At 55.5% G+C, this 14,424-nt stretch carries 15 protein-coding genes; 6 read left to right on the forward strand and 9 right to left on the reverse strand.

Going from position 1 to position 14,424, the window contains the following annotated elements; genetic code table 11:
• Window positions 1-56 precede the first annotated feature (56 nt).
• Window positions 57-296, forward strand: coding sequence for a YebV family protein (locus tag ACWHWP_RS14195; RefSeq protein WP_008500472.1), 240 nt, complete (start codon window positions 57-59; stop codon window positions 294-296).
• Window positions 297-330: 34 nt separating this feature from the next.
• On the opposite strand, the gene pphA is transcribed toward ACWHWP_RS14195, so the two are convergent.
• Window positions 331-975: a protein-serine/threonine phosphatase gene (gene pphA / locus ACWHWP_RS14200; RefSeq protein ID WP_063957562.1), complete on the reverse strand. Its 645-nt coding sequence runs from the start codon at window positions 973-975 to the stop codon at window positions 331-333.
• A 176-nt stretch (window positions 976-1,151) separates the two neighbouring features.
• On the opposite strand from pphA, the gene ACWHWP_RS14205 reads away from it, so the two are divergent.
• Window positions 1,152-2,093, forward strand: coding sequence for a VirK/YbjX family protein (locus ACWHWP_RS14205; RefSeq protein ID WP_063430677.1), 942 nt, complete (start codon window positions 1,152-1,154; stop codon window positions 2,091-2,093).
• A 407-nt stretch (window positions 2,094-2,500) separates the two neighbouring features.
• Here ACWHWP_RS14205 and ACWHWP_RS14210 read toward each other — a convergent pair whose 3' ends face one another.
• From ACWHWP_RS14210 to yobA, 3 genes are read right to left on the reverse strand one after another with little or no spacing between them, the layout of a single operon-like run.
• Window positions 2,501-2,839: a YebY family protein gene (locus ACWHWP_RS14210; RefSeq protein ID WP_447855867.1), complete on the reverse strand. Its 339-nt coding sequence runs from the start codon at window positions 2,837-2,839 to the stop codon at window positions 2,501-2,503.
• A 16-nt stretch (window positions 2,840-2,855) separates the two neighbouring features.
• Window positions 2,856-3,725, reverse strand: a complete 870-nt coding sequence (gene copD, locus ACWHWP_RS14215; RefSeq protein ID WP_447855868.1) for a copper homeostasis membrane protein CopD — start codon at window positions 3,723-3,725, stop codon at window positions 2,856-2,858.
• A gap of 1 nt (window position 3,726) precedes the next feature.
• Window positions 3,727-4,098 carry a CopC domain-containing protein YobA gene (gene yobA / locus ACWHWP_RS14220; protein WP_447855869.1) on the reverse strand — a complete coding sequence of 124 codons (372 nt, stop codon included), beginning with the start codon at window positions 4,096-4,098 and terminating at the stop codon, window positions 3,727-3,729.
• A 137-nt stretch (window positions 4,099-4,235) separates the two neighbouring features.
• Here yobA and ACWHWP_RS14225 point away from each other — a divergent pair, with 137 nt between their 5' ends.
• From ACWHWP_RS14225 to exoX, 3 genes are all read left to right on the forward strand, one after another.
• Window positions 4,236-4,466: a DNA polymerase III subunit theta gene (locus ACWHWP_RS14225; RefSeq protein WP_013096102.1), complete on the forward strand. Its 231-nt coding sequence runs from the start codon at window positions 4,236-4,238 to the stop codon at window positions 4,464-4,466.
• Window positions 4,467-4,576: 110 nt separating this feature from the next.
• On the forward strand, window positions 4,577-5,227 hold the full coding sequence (locus ACWHWP_RS14230) for a carbon-nitrogen hydrolase family protein (RefSeq protein ID WP_059312752.1): 651 nt from the start codon (window positions 4,577-4,579) through the stop codon (window positions 5,225-5,227).
• Between the two features lie 24 nt (window positions 5,228-5,251).
• Window positions 5,252-5,914 (forward strand): exodeoxyribonuclease X, encoded by a 663-nt coding sequence (gene exoX / locus ACWHWP_RS14235; RefSeq protein WP_047345922.1) that lies wholly within the window; start codon window positions 5,252-5,254, stop codon window positions 5,912-5,914.
• Here the strand turns inward: exoX and ptrB are convergent.
• Both ptrB and ACWHWP_RS14245 read right to left on the reverse strand, forming a co-directional pair.
• Window positions 5,911-7,971: an oligopeptidase B gene (ptrB, locus tag ACWHWP_RS14240; RefSeq protein WP_447855870.1), complete on the reverse strand. Its 2,061-nt coding sequence runs from the start codon at window positions 7,969-7,971 to the stop codon at window positions 5,911-5,913. The two genes, exoX and ptrB, sit on opposite strands and share 4 nt — an antisense overlap.
• 85 nt (window positions 7,972-8,056) lie before the next feature.
• A complete protein-coding gene (locus ACWHWP_RS14245; RefSeq protein WP_059312749.1) occupies window positions 8,057-8,707 on the reverse strand; it encodes a tellurite resistance TerB family protein in 651 nt (216 codons plus the stop codon).
• Window positions 8,708-8,877: 170 nt separating this feature from the next.
• Here ACWHWP_RS14245 and purT point away from each other — a divergent pair, with 170 nt between their 5' ends.
• On the forward strand, window positions 8,878-10,056 hold the full coding sequence (gene purT, locus ACWHWP_RS14250; protein ID WP_447855872.1) for a formate-dependent phosphoribosylglycinamide formyltransferase: 1,179 nt from the start codon (window positions 8,878-8,880) through the stop codon (window positions 10,054-10,056).
• Between the two features lie 42 nt (window positions 10,057-10,098).
• On the opposite strand, the gene kdgA is transcribed toward purT, so the two are convergent.
• From kdgA to zwf, 3 genes are all read right to left on the reverse strand, one after another.
• Window positions 10,099-10,740, reverse strand: coding sequence for a bifunctional 4-hydroxy-2-oxoglutarate aldolase/2-dehydro-3-deoxy-phosphogluconate aldolase (gene kdgA / locus ACWHWP_RS14255; protein WP_006176036.1), 642 nt, complete (start codon window positions 10,738-10,740; stop codon window positions 10,099-10,101).
• A gap of 39 nt (window positions 10,741-10,779) precedes the next feature.
• The gene (edd, locus tag ACWHWP_RS14260; RefSeq protein WP_063430697.1) at window positions 10,780-12,591 is read right to left on the reverse strand and encodes a phosphogluconate dehydratase; all 1,812 of its coding nucleotides are present in this window, start codon (window positions 12,589-12,591) and stop codon (window positions 10,780-10,782) included.
• Window positions 12,592-12,824: 233 nt separating this feature from the next.
• The gene (gene zwf / locus ACWHWP_RS14265; RefSeq protein WP_047345927.1) at window positions 12,825-14,300 is read right to left on the reverse strand and encodes a glucose-6-phosphate dehydrogenase; all 1,476 of its coding nucleotides are present in this window, start codon (window positions 14,298-14,300) and stop codon (window positions 12,825-12,827) included.
• Window positions 14,301-14,424: the final 124 nt, after the last annotated feature.

Genomic DNA, 14,424 nt, shown 5'->3' on the forward strand with positions numbered 1-14,424 from the left:
AAAATGGGTGATCGCACTGGTCATACCAGATTTTGACAACCGACCCGGAGAGCACTATGACGAAAACCAGCGTGCGTATTGGCGCTTTTGAGATCGACGACGCAGAATTGCGCGGCGAAGCACAAGGCGATCGAACGTTAAGTATTCCCTGCAAATCCGACCCGGATTTGTGCATGCAGCTCGATGCATGGGATGCGGATACCAGCGTCCCGGCAATACTTGATGGCGAACATTCTGTCCTTTACCGTGAGCATTACGATAGCAAAACCGATGCCTGGGTCATGCGCCTTGCCTGACCTAAAAAGAACCCGCCCGAAGGCGGGTTATTTATTACTGAAGCTGCGCCAGCGTAAAGTAGCCGTCGAAAACAGCCCCCGTATCAATGTAGTGGAGATTATCAAAATCATACCGTCTGTCGACGGGCGTATGACCAAACCAGAAATGATCCGCGCCGCTGATGCCCTGCCCTTTACCTACCATAAACCCCATTAACCTTTCGCGGTCCCATAAAACGCGATGGGCGCTGACCGGTTTTTGCCAGCAATATTCGGCTGCCGGATAATCGGCATGGGCTATTACATTCAGACCGTTAGCACAGGTTATCTCTATAATATGCGGTAAACTGCGGCAGGCATTTAGCAACCCCAGCGCGAGCTGTTTTTGGTCGCGTTCAAGTTGTGCAAACCACATTCCACCATTCATCGTCCAGAGCGCAAAATCGTTATTATCCAGACTGTCGAGAGCCATTTGCTCGTGGTTACCGCGTACGGCGCGAAACCATTTTTCATTCATTAACTGCAGGCATTTCACGCTGTCAGGGCCACGATCGATCATATCGCCTACAGAAATGAGTAAGTCCTCATACGGGTTAAAGTGACGGCGTTTAAGCTCATCCATAAGCCACTGATAACAGCCATGTATATCGCTGACAACCCAGACGTGACGCCACTTCCCACATTCGATTCGCTGATACATAGAACCTCCCTCAGGGAGTATAGTTGCAGATGGCATACGCTTAGATACGCTCCACAGGAGCGCTTTTCACAAAGCTAAACAAACAGTAAACTAAGGATAAATAAATATTTCACCAGTATTAATCCACTTTTGCATGCCCCCTAAACTATGCATTGCATAAACTTTGAGGTTTTCCCGTGTCAAATACGCGCCTGCAAGACGATGCCCCACATTCGCATCGTACCCATATCATTTCCGAACTGGTGAAAGGTAAACTCGTTCCAGGCCCTATCTGGCAAAAACGCGAATACCGTCTCAAATTTCTGTTACGCTCACTGCTGTTCTGGTCTTCAACGCATCGCATGCTCGATGCACTGGCTCGCCGTAACGATTTCGACCAGTTGCTGGCCTCGCAAATCACCCTGCCGAGCAAAACACATCGCCAGTATCTGATGCGGGGTATGAACGCCAACGCACGGGCCGATGCCATCATCAGCCATTATCAATGGATTGACTCCCTGAAAGATGCCGGGCTAATCGCCGCTTTAACCGGACCGCAAGAGCAATCCATTGTTGAGTTTCATGCCAAAGATGGCGTGAGCTATAACGTCAATGCCATGAACGCCAGCAAAGCAGAGCGTGAGGGGGAGTGTACGCTCTGGTTGCGTGATAACGAAAATACTCTGCTTGCGAGCGTGACCTTTTGCGTTGCCCGTGAAAACGGAGAATATGTGCTGGTGATTGGCGGTCTTCAGGGTCCACGCCGCAGCGTATCCCGTGATGTGATCAAACAGGCAACCCGCGCCTGCCATGGCCTTTTCCCGAAGCGCGTGCTGATGGAAGTGCTTTTCCAGTTGGCTACGCTTTCCGGCATCAAAGCTATTTATGCGGTCAGCGATGAAGGCCACATTTTCCGTGCGCTGCGTTATCGTCTGAGTAAAGGCCGTCATTTTCATGCAAGCTACGACGAATTTTGGGCCTCTATCGACGGTCAAAAACACTCAACCTTCAGCTGGCGACTCCCCTTGCAGATGGAACGCAAATCCCTTGAAGACATTGCCAGTAAAAAGCGTGCCGAATACCGCCGTCGCTTTGAACTGCTTGATGAAATTGAGGCGTCCGTGAAATCCCGCTTTTAAGCGCGGCGCCTGCTTTTGCTAACTGCACACAAAAATTTAACAAAACAGGCAAAAAGGGCTGGACTTACGCATGCTGTGTTGTGTTATGTTTTAGCAAGACGTACAGGATGTGCGCGCTGTATGGGAAAGATAGCGTTGGGATTTCGCGTTTACTTTCATACAGATAAAAAGAGACCGAATACGATTCCTGTATTCGGTCCAGGGAAATGGCTCTTGGGAGAGAGCCGTGCGCTAAAAGTTGGCATTAATGCAGGCTAAGTCGCCTTGCCTTTTAAGAATAGATGACGACGCCAGGTTTTCCAGTCCACAGTTAAAGCGGTCGGAAAAAAAGCGCCAGAGCATCATTAAATGTAAAAAACCGCAGTGCTTTCGCAAGCATCTGCGGTTTTTTATTGGAAACCTGAATGTTAGCAGAGCTTGTCGGCACGCTCGATAAACGGCGCCAGACTCATTTTCTGCCCCGGATGAACCGGGTCATCGATCTGAATCATGCTAATCGGCTGGCCGCTGCTCTTGCCGCTGGCTACCTGCTGCTCAGCAATATCATTTAACGGGTATTGCACCAGCGTGCTCGGGTTGATCGCGTACAGCGCATGGCCCGGACGGCAGGTCAGCATCACCTCTTCGCGATTGAACGCCCATTTGTCCTTACCCACTTCAAAACGGCTGACGGTGATAACCTGCGGTGCGGCAATAGCGCTACCCGTGCAGGCCAGCAATACGAGAGAAAGTACTGTCTTTTTCATATGATATTTAACCTTGTCAGAAGGGTTCCCAGGTGGCGAACAGGCTGACCGCTGCCAGCACCAGTGCCCCCAGAACCACTTCTGCCTGTGTCATCCTGATAAAAATCTGTTGTGCTCGCCCGGTCTCCGGACGAAACCGTGGCACCAGAAAATACCGATTTGCCAGCGCAATTACCACCATCAACGCCACCAGCGCACATTTGAACAACAAAAACTGCACGTAGCCAGCCTGCCAGGGAATATGAACGCCCAGTATCAATAGCGAATTAACAACGCCGGTGAGCAGCACGCCTGCGACGGCGTAATGGCCCACGCGCGAGAAGCGCATCATGGTATAGATGGCAGCATTCTGCCAGTCACCTTTCGCCAGCCGCATGCAGAACAGCAGCGGCAGTAAGCCACCAAGCCAGATTGCGGCACACAGCAGATGAATAGCGTGATTAACACGCTGCAAAGCCCCTAACGGGCCTTCGTTCATCGCCGCGTGCCCTACCCCAGCGAGCAGGATAAGCTGGCCCATTGCGAGCAATAGCAACCGTGAGCCTTTCAGCGGTGCGAGCCATGCCGCGCTGACCGTAATCGCCGCAAGTATAATTTGCCACAGCCAGACGCCGCCAAACTGTGTGGGCATCACGCTGCGCCAGACCGCCGGGGCAAACACATCGCCCCATCCGCTCCCCATCAATCCGCCCTGCAGCATAAACATCAGGAGTGCAGACGCCAGGCAGAGTAAGGACGCCACTTTCTGCTGCCGCTGGAAACGCCGGGACATCAGGCGGTGGAGAGAGGAAGGCGCAAACCAGACGCTGTAAAGCGCATTGCCAAAAACCAGCATCAGCGCCGTGAAATGGATAAAGCGCAACCCGATATAAAACAGCGCCAGCATGCTATTTCACGCTAAAGTGATAGCTGCCTGTGGTTTTATGGCCGTCTACGGAGACCACATGCCAGTCGACCTGGTAGGTCCCGGACGTCAGCGTTTGCTCCAGCGGCACGGTGAGCTGAGCCTTGTTCTTTTCATCTCGCGTAGCGGTACCCGTCCTGATGACCTGCTTTTGCGCATCCGTTACCACCACGCCGCTGAACCCAGGTTCGATACCTTCAGAAAAATTCAGCGTTAGCGCCTGCGGTGCGGCTACCAGGCTGTCAGCTGCCGGGATCTGCTGCTTAAGGTGCGCATGCGCCAGCGCGGAGGGCGTAACGAGAGTAGAGGACAGAAAAACCAGTGCGCATACCGCGCGGGAAGCGGAGAAACACATCGCAATCATTCCTTTTTGTTATGTCTGTATGCTAAAGAATAACGCTGTATAATAAACGAGTCGAGGATCATCCCACCTCCGCTTGTCATCGTCGTGCAATCGCGGTAACGTTGCCGCCGCATAATAAGGAGAAGGTAATGAAGATCAATCTGGCCGCCCTTCCTCAGGACGAGATGGATAAAGTGAATGTCGATCTCGCTGCCGCTGGCGTCGCTTTTAAAGAGCGTTACAACATGCCCATCGTGGCTGAAGTGGTAGAACGTGAACAACCCGCCCATCTGCGCGACTGGTTTCGCGAAAGGTTAATCGCCCACCGTCTCGCCTCGGTCAACCTCTCTCGTTTGCCGTACGAGCCTAAAGTTAAATAAGCTTAACGAGTCGTTACACTTCCTTACGCGGAATCTGCCAGGATAAGAAAGCCCTGATAAAATTAGGTGTATTCTTAAATCTCTGCGACTCAGTGTATAAGGAAGTCACGATGTCACATTGGAATATAGCGGCAGCCCAGTATGGCGGGCAGCACCAGAGTGTTGATGAACACGTTAAGCACCACCTCCGCTTCATTGCTGAAGCAGCACGGCAGCGGTGCGATTTGCTGGTCTTCCCTGAACTCTCGTTAACGGGGTCAGGTACGCTGACGTTACCTCCCCCACCCGGCGACGCGCAGCTGGAACCTCTGCTTGACGCGGCCCATTTTTACCGGATTACGGTTATTGCCGGGCTCCCCCTTGAGCGGAATGGCCAGCGCCAGAAAGGCCTCGCCCTGTTTTCACCCTCTCGCCAGAGCATTTTGCGCTACCCGCAGGGTAGCGGTGCAAGCCTGATGCCGGGAGATAAACAGCTTACTATCATTGATGCACACGCCGATTCTCCCCTTCTCGATCCCAGGGCTACGCTTGTTACCAGCTGTCAGTCTGTGGGGGATCACCGCTGGCGGCAGTCCATCAGCTCCCTGCAGCGCTTCGCGCATAAATATGCCATTGCGGTGTTAATGGCGAATGCCTGCGGCGGCAGCGCGCTATGGGATGAAAGAGGCCAGCTGATCGTCCGGGCGGATAAAGGCGAGCTGCTGTTGACCGGTACGCTCAGCAGACGGGGTTGGCAAGGCGATATCATTCCTTTAGGCTAAGCGTTTTGAGCTCAGGAGTTTTCAATGCTGCGCGTCATCGATACCGAAACTTGCGATCTTCAGGGCGGAATTGTGGAAGTGGCCTCTGTCGATGTGGTTGACGGTAAAATCGTCAACCCAATGAGCCATCTGGTGCGTCCCGATCGCCCCATCAGCCCGCAGGCTATGGCTATCCATCGCATTACCGAATCGATGGTGGCGGATAAGCCGTGGATAGAAGAGATCATTCCCCACTATTACGGTAGCCCGTGGTACGTCGCGCATAACGCCAGCTTTGACCGCCGGGTGTTGCCTGAAATGCCAGGCGAATGGATTTGTACCATGAAGCTGGCGCGCCGCCTCTGGCCGGGGATCAAATACAGTAACATGGCGCTGTACAAGTCCCGCAAGCTCAGCGTTCGTACCCCTGAGGGGCTTCACCATCACCGCGCGCTGTATGACTGCTATATCACCGCCGCGTTGCTCATTGATATTATGAATATCTCTGGCTGGACGCCGGATGATATGGCGACGATTACCGGTCGTCCTGCGCTGCTGACCACGTTCACCTTTGGTAAATACCGGGGCAAAGCGGTGTCGGATATTGCGGATAAAGACCCGGGCTATTTGCGCTGGCTGTATAACAACCTCGACAAAATGAGCCCGGAGCTGCGCTTAACCCTGAAACATTATTTGGGTGAGGCTTAACGCTCCGCACGGCCTGGCAGCGTGTCCTGCGCCAGGCCTATCAAAAAGGCATACTCCAGGGCCACCCCTTCGTACGATTTAAACCGTCCCGATTTCCCGCCGTGTCCGGAGTCCATGTCCGTGCACAGCAGCAGCAGATTGTCATCGGTTTTCAGCTCGCGCAGTTTCGCCACCCATTTTGCCGGCTCCCAGTACTGCACCTGAGAATCATGCAAACCGGTGGTTACCAGCATATGGGGATAGGCTTTCGCCTCTACGTTATCGTACGGGCTGTACTCTTTCATATAGCGGTAGTAAATCTCATCCTGCGGATTCCCCCACTCTTCAAACTCCCCGGTTGTAAGTGGGATGGATTCATCGAGCATGGTCGTAACCACATCAACAAACGGAACCTGTGCGACAACCCCCTTAAAGCGGTCGGGACGCTGGTTGATAACCGCTCCCATCAGCATGCCGCCCGCGCTGCCTCCCATACCAAAGCAGAGCTGCGGATCGCCATAGCCCTGCTCAATCAGCGCATCGCAGACGTCGAGGTAGTCATTAAACGTGTTTTTCTTTTTCAGGAATTTCCCGTCTTCATACCAGTGCTGCCCCAGCTCACCGCCGCCGCGAATATGGGCGATGGCAAACACAAAGCCGCGATCGAGCAGGCTTAATCTGCTGCTGCTGAAATCGGCATCCATGCTGGAACCATAAGAGCCGTAGCCGTAGACGAGGATCGGATTTTTGCCTTTCTGGAAATGTGCTTTGTGATAGACGAGCGAGACGGGCACTTCCACCCCATCGCGGGCGATAACCCACACGTGCTCGCTTCGGTAGTTTTCGGACTCAAATCCTTTTACCTCGGTCTGTTTAATCACCTGACGCTGCCCGGTTGCCATATCCAGCTCAAACAGGGTATCTGGCGTGGTCATGGACGAGTAGCCGTAGCGCAACCGCGACGATTCGGGCTCAGGGTTGAAGCCAATCCACGTCACATACGCCGGGTCGTCGAACGCAATCCCCACCACTTCCCGGGTTTTGCGGTTGATTTGCCGGATACTGGTCAGCCCCCGCTGGCGCTCTTCCACCACCAGCCAGTCGGTAAACAGGGTGAACCCTTCCAGCATCACCTGATCCCGCGCGGGAATAAGCACCTCCCACTTGCGCTCATCGCGCACCTTGGTTTTATAAAGACCAAAGTTTTTGCCCTCGCGATTCGAGCGCAAATAAAAGCTGTGCTGGAAGTGATCCAGGCTGTACTCGTGATCCTTGCGACGCGGCAGGAAACAGAGCGGCTGGGCATCGGGCAGTTCGGCGTCCAGCAGCAGGACTTCAGACGTCGTCGCGCTGGCAAGGAAGATAATCACATAGTGGCGTGAAGAGGTTTTATGCAGGCTGACATAGAACGTTTCGTCTTTCTCTTCATAGACCAGCTCGTCGTCTGCGGAGTCCGTTCCCACGGTGTGTCGCCATACCTGGTAAGGCAGCAGCGTGGAGGCGTGCTTTTTAACGTAGTAAACCGTCTCTGAATCATTCGCCCAGACAAAATCCGGAGAGACGTTTTCCAGCATTTCCGGATACCAGTTGCCCGTTTCGAGATTGCGAAAACGCAGGCCGTACTGGCGACGGGAGAGGTAATCCTCCGCCAGCGCCATCACCGCGTTATCCGGGGAAATGGACATGCCGCCCAGGGTATAAAACTCGCTGTGGGCGGCGCGCTGGTTGGCATCCAGCAGAATATCCCACTCGTCCCATTCGGCGCTTAACACCGACTGCCGCTGGTATATGGGATACTCATTGCCGGGCTCGTAAATATGGCGGTAGCGATAGCCGTTTTTGGTCCAGGGTGCGGAGATGTCGCGCTGGGGAATGCGCTGCACCATTTCATTCAGCAGCTGGTCCTGAAGCGTCTGCTGGCTGGACATGATCTTGCGGCCATAGTCGTTTTCCGCGTGCAGGTAGTCGAGCACCTCTGGCCGGGATCGCGAATCATCCCGCAGCCAGTAATAGTTGTCTATGCGCGTATCGCCATGCGTGACGATCGCATAAGGAGTACGTCGGGCTTTCGGTGGCATAGCATCATTCTTTTAAGTTTTACACCCTATAAGGTTGGCAAAACCCGCGCATGATGCAAGCGAAACATGGCCGGAACAGCGACGGCTATCCCTGCAACGCCTGTTTTTGCTCCTTGATATCCTGCTCAATCCCCTCGCGCACATCCTGCGGTATCTTAAGCGCGTCGCCGAGTGCGTTAAGGTAGCTCCGCTCCATAAAGTGATCGATATCGATGGCGGCGCAGCTGAGGAAATAAAGCTCAAGCGCCTCTTCCTCATTTTTCACACTTTGCGCAAGACGCTGCGGATCGAGCGGCTGTTCAATCGCCTGTGCCACCAGCGCTCTTCCCTTCTCTTCAACACCGGCTTCGCGCAGCTGCTGCTCAATCGCCGATCGCTCCTTATCGTCGATATGCCCGTCGCTTTTCGCGGCAAAGACCAGCGCACGGATCAGCCGTTCGGTCCGCAGATCCAGCGGCGAGGTGTGCTCGCCGTAATGCGGCTCATCGCCGTGCGCGGTCCGTACCCTGTCCTTGTATTTATTCCACAGTACGGTGCCGGCGATGGCGCCGCCGCCGGCCAGCAGCGCGCCTGTGCCGTATTTTGCCAGTAATTTTCGCGAGGATTTATTCGCGACCAGCAGGCCTGCCAGCCCGCCGAGCGCCCCGGGGACCAGCAGTTTACTTAGCCCCTGTTCGCCAGAGGTGGATGTTTTCTGCCCTAACAGGGATTGCAATTGATTTAACCAGCCAGACATGGTTTCCCTCACTTAACGGTGAACATGCTCCACAGCGTAAGCGAGCAGGCGTCAGGAAATGTCTGGACGGACTAAAGAAGCGCAAATTTCTGCCCGCGCCTTGAGCCCTGCACAAGACAGACGCAAACGTTTTCGTTTATACTACGCGCAACTTTTTCAGGGGGATTGTTATGATTCGTTTAGGAACCGCGCTGCGACCTGCGGCGACGCGAGTGATGCTGTTAGGGTCGGGCGAGCTGGGTAAAGAGGTCGCCATTGAGTGTCAGCGCTTAGGCGTGGAAGTCATTGCCGTAGACCGTTACGCCGACGCACCCGCCATGCACGTCGCCCATCGTTCTTATGTGATTAACATGCTGGATGGCGATGCCCTTCGCGAGCTGATTACGCGCGAGAAACCGGATTTCGTTGTGCCGGAAATTGAAGCCATCGCTACCGATACGCTGATCGCCCTTGAACAGGAAGGCCAGCGCGTGGTGCCCTGTGCGAAAGCCGCAAAGCTGACCATGAACCGCGAAGGTATCCGTCGCCTGGCGGCGGAAGAGCTGGGATTGCCCACCTCAAGCTACCGTTTTGCTGGCGATAAGGCCGCGTTCCTGCAGGCCGTCGGGGAGATTGGCTACCCGTGCATCATTAAGCCGGTGATGAGCTCCTCCGGTAAAGGTCAGAGCTTCATTCGCGACAGCAGCACGCTGGACAAGGCGTGGGATTATGCCCAGCAGGGTGGCCGCGCCGGAGCTGGACGCGTGATTGTCGAAGGCGTGGTGAAGTTTGATTTCGAGATCACCCTGCTAACCGTCAGCGCCGTTGACGGCGTCCATTTCTGCGATCCGATTGGCCACCGCCAGGAAGATGGCGATTACCGCGAATCCTGGCAACCGCAGCAGATGAGCGCCCTTGCGCTGGAACGTGCGCAGGAGATTGCCCGCAAGACCGTCCTGGCGCTGGGCGGATACGGCCTGTTCGGCGTGGAGCTGTTTGTTTGCGGTGATGACGTGATTTTCAGCGAAGTTTCCCCTCGCCCGCATGACACCGGCATGGTCACGCTCATTTCGCAGGATCTCTCCGAGTTTGCCCTTCACGTGCGGGCCTTCCTCGGCCTGCCTGTGGGCGGCATTCGTCAGTACGGCCCGGCCGCGTCGGCGGTCATCCTGCCGCGATTAACCAGCCAGAACGTGACCTTTGATAACGTGGAGGGTGCGGTGGGCGCAGGTCTGCAGGTGCGGCTGTTCGGTAAACCGGAGATCGACGGTACGCGTCGTCTGGGCGTGGCGCTAGCCACCGGGGATAACGTGGACGCCGCCGTGGCGAGAGCGAAAGCGGCCGCAGCAAACGTTAAGGTAGCAGGATAAAAAAAACGGGCCGTAAGGCCCGTTTCTCATGCGGCGAATGACTTACTGCTTCGCGCCTTCAACCGCTTCACGAGCCAGTTTGGTGATACGATCCCAGTCGCCTGCTTCCAGTGCATCCGCCGGAACCAGCCATGAGCCACCGATGCACAGCACGCTCTTCAGCGCCAGGTAGTCACGGTAGTTAGCAGGAGAGATACCGCCGGTCGGGCAGAAACGCACCTGAGAGAATGGACCCGCAATCGCCTGCAGCGCTTTGGTGCCGCCGTTCGCTTCCGCCGGGAAGAATTTGAATTCTTTCAGACCGTAGTCCATCCCCAGCATCAGTTCAGAAACGGTGCTGATACCCGGGATCAGCGGAATAGTGCCTTCGGTGGCGGCTTTCAGCAGCGGCTCGGTCAGGCCCGGGCTGATGGCAAACTGTGCGCCCGCTTCGGTCACGTCGGCCAGCTGCTGTGCATTAAGAACGGTACCCGCACCGATGATGGCGTCCGGCACTTCTTTGGCGATAGCGCGAATAGCGTCCATCGCGCAGGCGGTACGCAGGGTCACTTCCAGAACGCGAACGCCGCCCGCAACCAGCGCTTTCGCCATCGGTACAGCGTGCTCCAGCTTGTTTACCACGATAACCGGCACGACAGGGCCAGTGGTCAGGATTGCTTCTGCACTTGTTTTCCAGTTTTTCATCAGAGTCTTCTCTCGCCAGATCGTTAAAATCAAGTCGTCTTAAAACGTAATACAGGTTGCGCCCTGCTCCGCACCGGAGAGTTTCTCACGCAGCGCACCAAACATTTCGCGTCCAGTCCCCACGCGCGAGGCGCTCAGGTCAGGAATATGGGGCTGACGTGCCGCCAGCTCTGCGTCATCAACCAGCAGGGTTAACTCGCCCGTCTGGCCATTAACGCGAATCATGTCGCCGTCACGCACTTTCGCCAGCAGGCCGCCGTCGTATGCTTCCGGCGTCACGTGGATGGCTGAAGGCACTTTACCGGATGCGCCAGAGAGGCGCCCATCGGTCACCAGTGCAATTTTGAAACGGCGGTCCAATAATACACCAAGTGGTGGCATAAGTTTATGTAATTCTGGCATCCCGTTGGCTTTTGGCCCCTGATGACGCACCACCACCACGCAGTCTTTGTCGAGAAGACCGGCATCAAAGGCGGGTAATACGTCGTGCTGGCTTTCAAACACCACCGCCGGCGCTTCGATAATCTGGTTCTCTTCCGGTACGGCTGAGGTTTTCATCACCGCACGACCGAGGTTACCGCTCAGGACTTTGGTGCCACCGTGAGGAGAGAAAGGTTTATCGATGGTGGCAATCACCTGCGCATCAAGAGAGGCGCTCGCCCCATCACGCCAGTCCAGCTCGCCGTTGTTCAGCCACGGCTCCTGGGTGTAGCGCTGCAGGCCAAAGCCCGCCACGGTGTTTACATCTTCATGCAGCAGACCCCCCTTCAGCAGCTCGCGCATCAGCAGCGGTACGCCGCCTGCGGCCTGGAAGTGGTTAATATCCGCCGGGCCGTTCGGATAGAGGCGTGCCATCAGAGGCACCACGGAAGAGATCTCAGAGAAATCATCCCAGTTAATCAGGATGCCCGCCGCACGCGCCATGGCCACCAGGTGCATGGTGTGGTTAGTTGAACCACCGGTTGCCAGCAGCGCAACAATCCCGTTGACGATGACCTTTTCGTCGACCATTTTGCCCATCGGCATCCATTCGTTGCCGTTGCCGGTCAGTCGCGTGACCTGACGGGCCGCGGCCTCGGTCAGCGCCTTGCGCAGCGGTGCATCCGGCTGGATAAAGGACGAACCTGGAAGCTGCATCCCCATAAATTCCACGACCATCTGGTTAGTGTTGGCCGTACCGTAGAACGTACAGGTCCCCGGCGCATGGTAGGACGCGGCTTCCGCCTCCAGCAGCGCCTGGCGGTCTGCTTTCCCTTCCGCATACAGCTGACGAATACGGACTTTTTCTTTGTTCGGCAGGCCGCTTGCCATCGGGCCGGACGGCACAAAGATCGCAGGCAGATGGCCAAACGACAGCGCAGCCATCACCAGGCCCGGGACAATCTTGTCGCACACGCCGAGATACAGCGCGCCATCAAACATGTTGTGTGACAGCCCCACCGCCGCGGACATGGCAATCACTTCGCGGCTCAGCAGAGACAGCTCCATACCGTCCTGACCCTGCGTCACGCCGTCGCACATAGCGGGTACACCGCCCGCCACCTGGCCCACGGCATTCACGCTGTGCAGCGCTTTACGGATAATATCGGGATAAACCTCATAAGGCTGGTGCGCGGAAAGCATATCGTTGTAGGAGGTAATGATGGCGATATTGTTACGCAACATGCTCTTTAATGAGGCTTTATCATCAGGCTGGCAGGCGGCGAAACCGTGCGCCAGGTTACCGCAGGCCAGCTGCGAGCGATGTACGGTGTTGCTCTTTGCCTGTTCAATCCGGGCGAGGTAGGCCGAACGGGTCTCTTTCGAGCGTTCGATAATGCGCTGTGTTACGCGTAACAATGTCGGATTCATAAAAGCTCCTCTCATTTATCTGTCCGGGCTCGGGAGTTTACAAAGTCGCTGGCAGTTGTTAACAACGCTGAAACGCTTGCTGTCCGGAGCTCAGGGGCAAAATCACTTCCGGCAGTGTAATAAAAAAAGCTCCGCGGGTGAATCCACGCGGAGCTTAAAAGTTGAAAATTGTGCCACTAGCTGTGTTAGATCATGTTACCGGTAAAATAACACTTTCGAGCTAGAGGATTATCTTACTCAAACTCGTTCCAGGAGCGGCCATCGCGGGTGATCATCGCCACCGACGCCACAGGTCCCCAGGTGCCCGCCTGATACGGTTTTGGCGCATCCTGATCGGCCGCCCAGGCTTCGGTAATGGAGTCGACCCATTTCCACGCCTCTTCCACTTCATCGCGACGCACGAACAGCGCCTGAATGCCGCGCATGGTTTCCAGCAGCAGACGCTCGTAAGCATCGGCCAGGTGCGTCTGGTTGAAGGTTTCGGAGTAGCTCAGGTCCAGCTTGGTGGTCTGCAGGTTGTGCTTATGATCCAGGCCCGGCACTTTGTTCAGGATCTGGATATCCACCCCTTCGTCCGGCTGCAGACGAATGGTCAGTTTGTTCTGCGGCAGCTCCTGCCATGACTCTTTGAACAGGTTCAGTTCCGGGTTTTTGAAGTAAACCACCACTTCGGAGCACTTGGCCGGCAGACGTTTACCGGTGCGCAGGTAGAATGGAACACCCGCCCAGCGCCAGTCGTCGATATCCACGCGGATCGCAACAAACGTCTCGGTGTTGCTGGCCTTGTTCGCGCCCTCTTCTTCCAGGTAGCCTGGCACTTTTTTGCCCTGTGCAAACCCGGCGGTGTACTGACCGCGAACGGTCTTCTCACGCACGTTGGAGCGGTCGATGCGGCGCAGCGATTTCAGCACTTTCACTTTTGCATCGCGGATGCTGTCAGCCGTCAGGTCAGACGGTGGGGACATGGCAATCATGCACAGAATTTGCAGCAGGTGGTTCTGGATCATGTCACGCATCTGGCCGGCCTGGTCAAAGTAACCCCAGCGACCTTCAATGCCAACCTCTTCCGCCACGGTGATTTCCACGTGGTCGATGGTGCGGTTGTCCCAGTTATTCACAAACAGGGAGTTGGCAAAGCGCAGCGCCAGCAGGTTCAGTACCGTCTCTTTACCGAGGTAATGGTCAATACGGTAAACCTGGCACTCTTCAAAGAACTCGCCCACCTGGTCGTTGATTTCACGCGAGGTGGCCAGTGAGGTACCCAGCGGTTTTTCCATCACGACGCGAGCCGGTTTGGCGTTCAGTTTGGCTTCACCCAGCCCTTTGCAGATGGCGCCGAAGGTGCTTGGCGGCATGGCGAAATAGTTAATGGTGACACGGTTTTTCTGATCCAGCATCGCGCCTAAGCGGGTAAACGCGCTGACGTCATTCACGTCCAGATTGCAGAAATCGAGGCGTCCACTCAGGGTATCCCACAAACTTTCATCAATTTTTTCTTTCATGAAAGTTTCGAGCGCCTCGCGGACGACTTTGGTATAAGCGTCCTTGTCCCAGTCGGCGCGCCCGACACCCAGGATACGGGTATCCGGGTGAATTTGGCCCGCTTTCTCCAGTTGATACAGGGAAGGCAGCAATTTTCGGCGTGCAAGATCGCCTTTCGCGCCGAAAATGACCAGGTCACATGCCTGGGCTGTTTGCGTTACCGCCATGTCATTCTCCTCAGTTGGATCACCTGGTACTTCTGCCAGGTATCGTTGTAATTTTATTACAATGCACTGTACTGCTTTTACGTCATTCCCGAAACCATTAGCGCTTAACGTCGCGTGCGATACC

This window comes from Enterobacter sp. WI-ESBL-E8 (genome assembly GCF_053364895.1).

What these genes read in the sequence shown, in the direction of transcription:
- ACWHWP_RS14195 (WP_008500472.1), top strand. Translation starts at nt 57, where the DNA reads ATGACGAAAACCAGCGTGCGTATTGGCGCTTTTGAGATCGACGACGCA.
- pphA (WP_063957562.1), bottom strand. Translation starts at nt 975, where the DNA reads ATGTATCAGCGAATCGAATGTGGGAAGTGGCGTCACGTCTGGGTTGTC.
- ACWHWP_RS14210 (WP_447855867.1), bottom strand. Translation starts at nt 2,839, where the DNA reads ATGAAAAAGACAGTACTTTCTCTCGTATTGCTGGCCTGCACGGGTAGC.
- copD (WP_447855868.1), bottom strand. Translation starts at nt 3,725, where the DNA reads ATGCTGGCGCTGTTTTATATCGGGTTGCGCTTTATCCATTTCACGGCG.
- yobA (WP_447855869.1), bottom strand. Translation starts at nt 4,098, where the DNA reads ATGTGTTTCTCCGCTTCCCGCGCGGTATGCGCACTGGTTTTTCTGTCC.
- ACWHWP_RS14225 (WP_013096102.1), top strand. Translation starts at nt 4,236, where the DNA reads ATGAAGATCAATCTGGCCGCCCTTCCTCAGGACGAGATGGATAAAGTG.
- ACWHWP_RS14230 (WP_059312752.1), top strand. Translation starts at nt 4,577, where the DNA reads ATGTCACATTGGAATATAGCGGCAGCCCAGTATGGCGGGCAGCACCAG.
- exoX (WP_047345922.1), top strand. Translation starts at nt 5,252, where the DNA reads ATGCTGCGCGTCATCGATACCGAAACTTGCGATCTTCAGGGCGGAATT.
- ptrB (WP_447855870.1), bottom strand. Translation starts at nt 7,971, where the DNA reads ATGCCACCGAAAGCCCGACGTACTCCTTATGCGATCGTCACGCATGGC.
- ACWHWP_RS14245 (WP_059312749.1), bottom strand. Translation starts at nt 8,707, where the DNA reads ATGTCTGGCTGGTTAAATCAATTGCAATCCCTGTTAGGGCAGAAAACA.
- purT (WP_447855872.1), top strand. Translation starts at nt 8,878, where the DNA reads ATGATTCGTTTAGGAACCGCGCTGCGACCTGCGGCGACGCGAGTGATG.
- kdgA (WP_006176036.1), bottom strand. Translation starts at nt 10,740, where the DNA reads ATGAAAAACTGGAAAACAAGTGCAGAAGCAATCCTGACCACTGGCCCT.
- edd (WP_063430697.1), bottom strand. Translation starts at nt 12,591, where the DNA reads ATGAATCCGACATTGTTACGCGTAACACAGCGCATTATCGAACGCTCG.
- zwf (WP_047345927.1), bottom strand. Translation starts at nt 14,300, where the DNA reads ATGGCGGTAACGCAAACAGCCCAGGCATGTGACCTGGTCATTTTCGGC.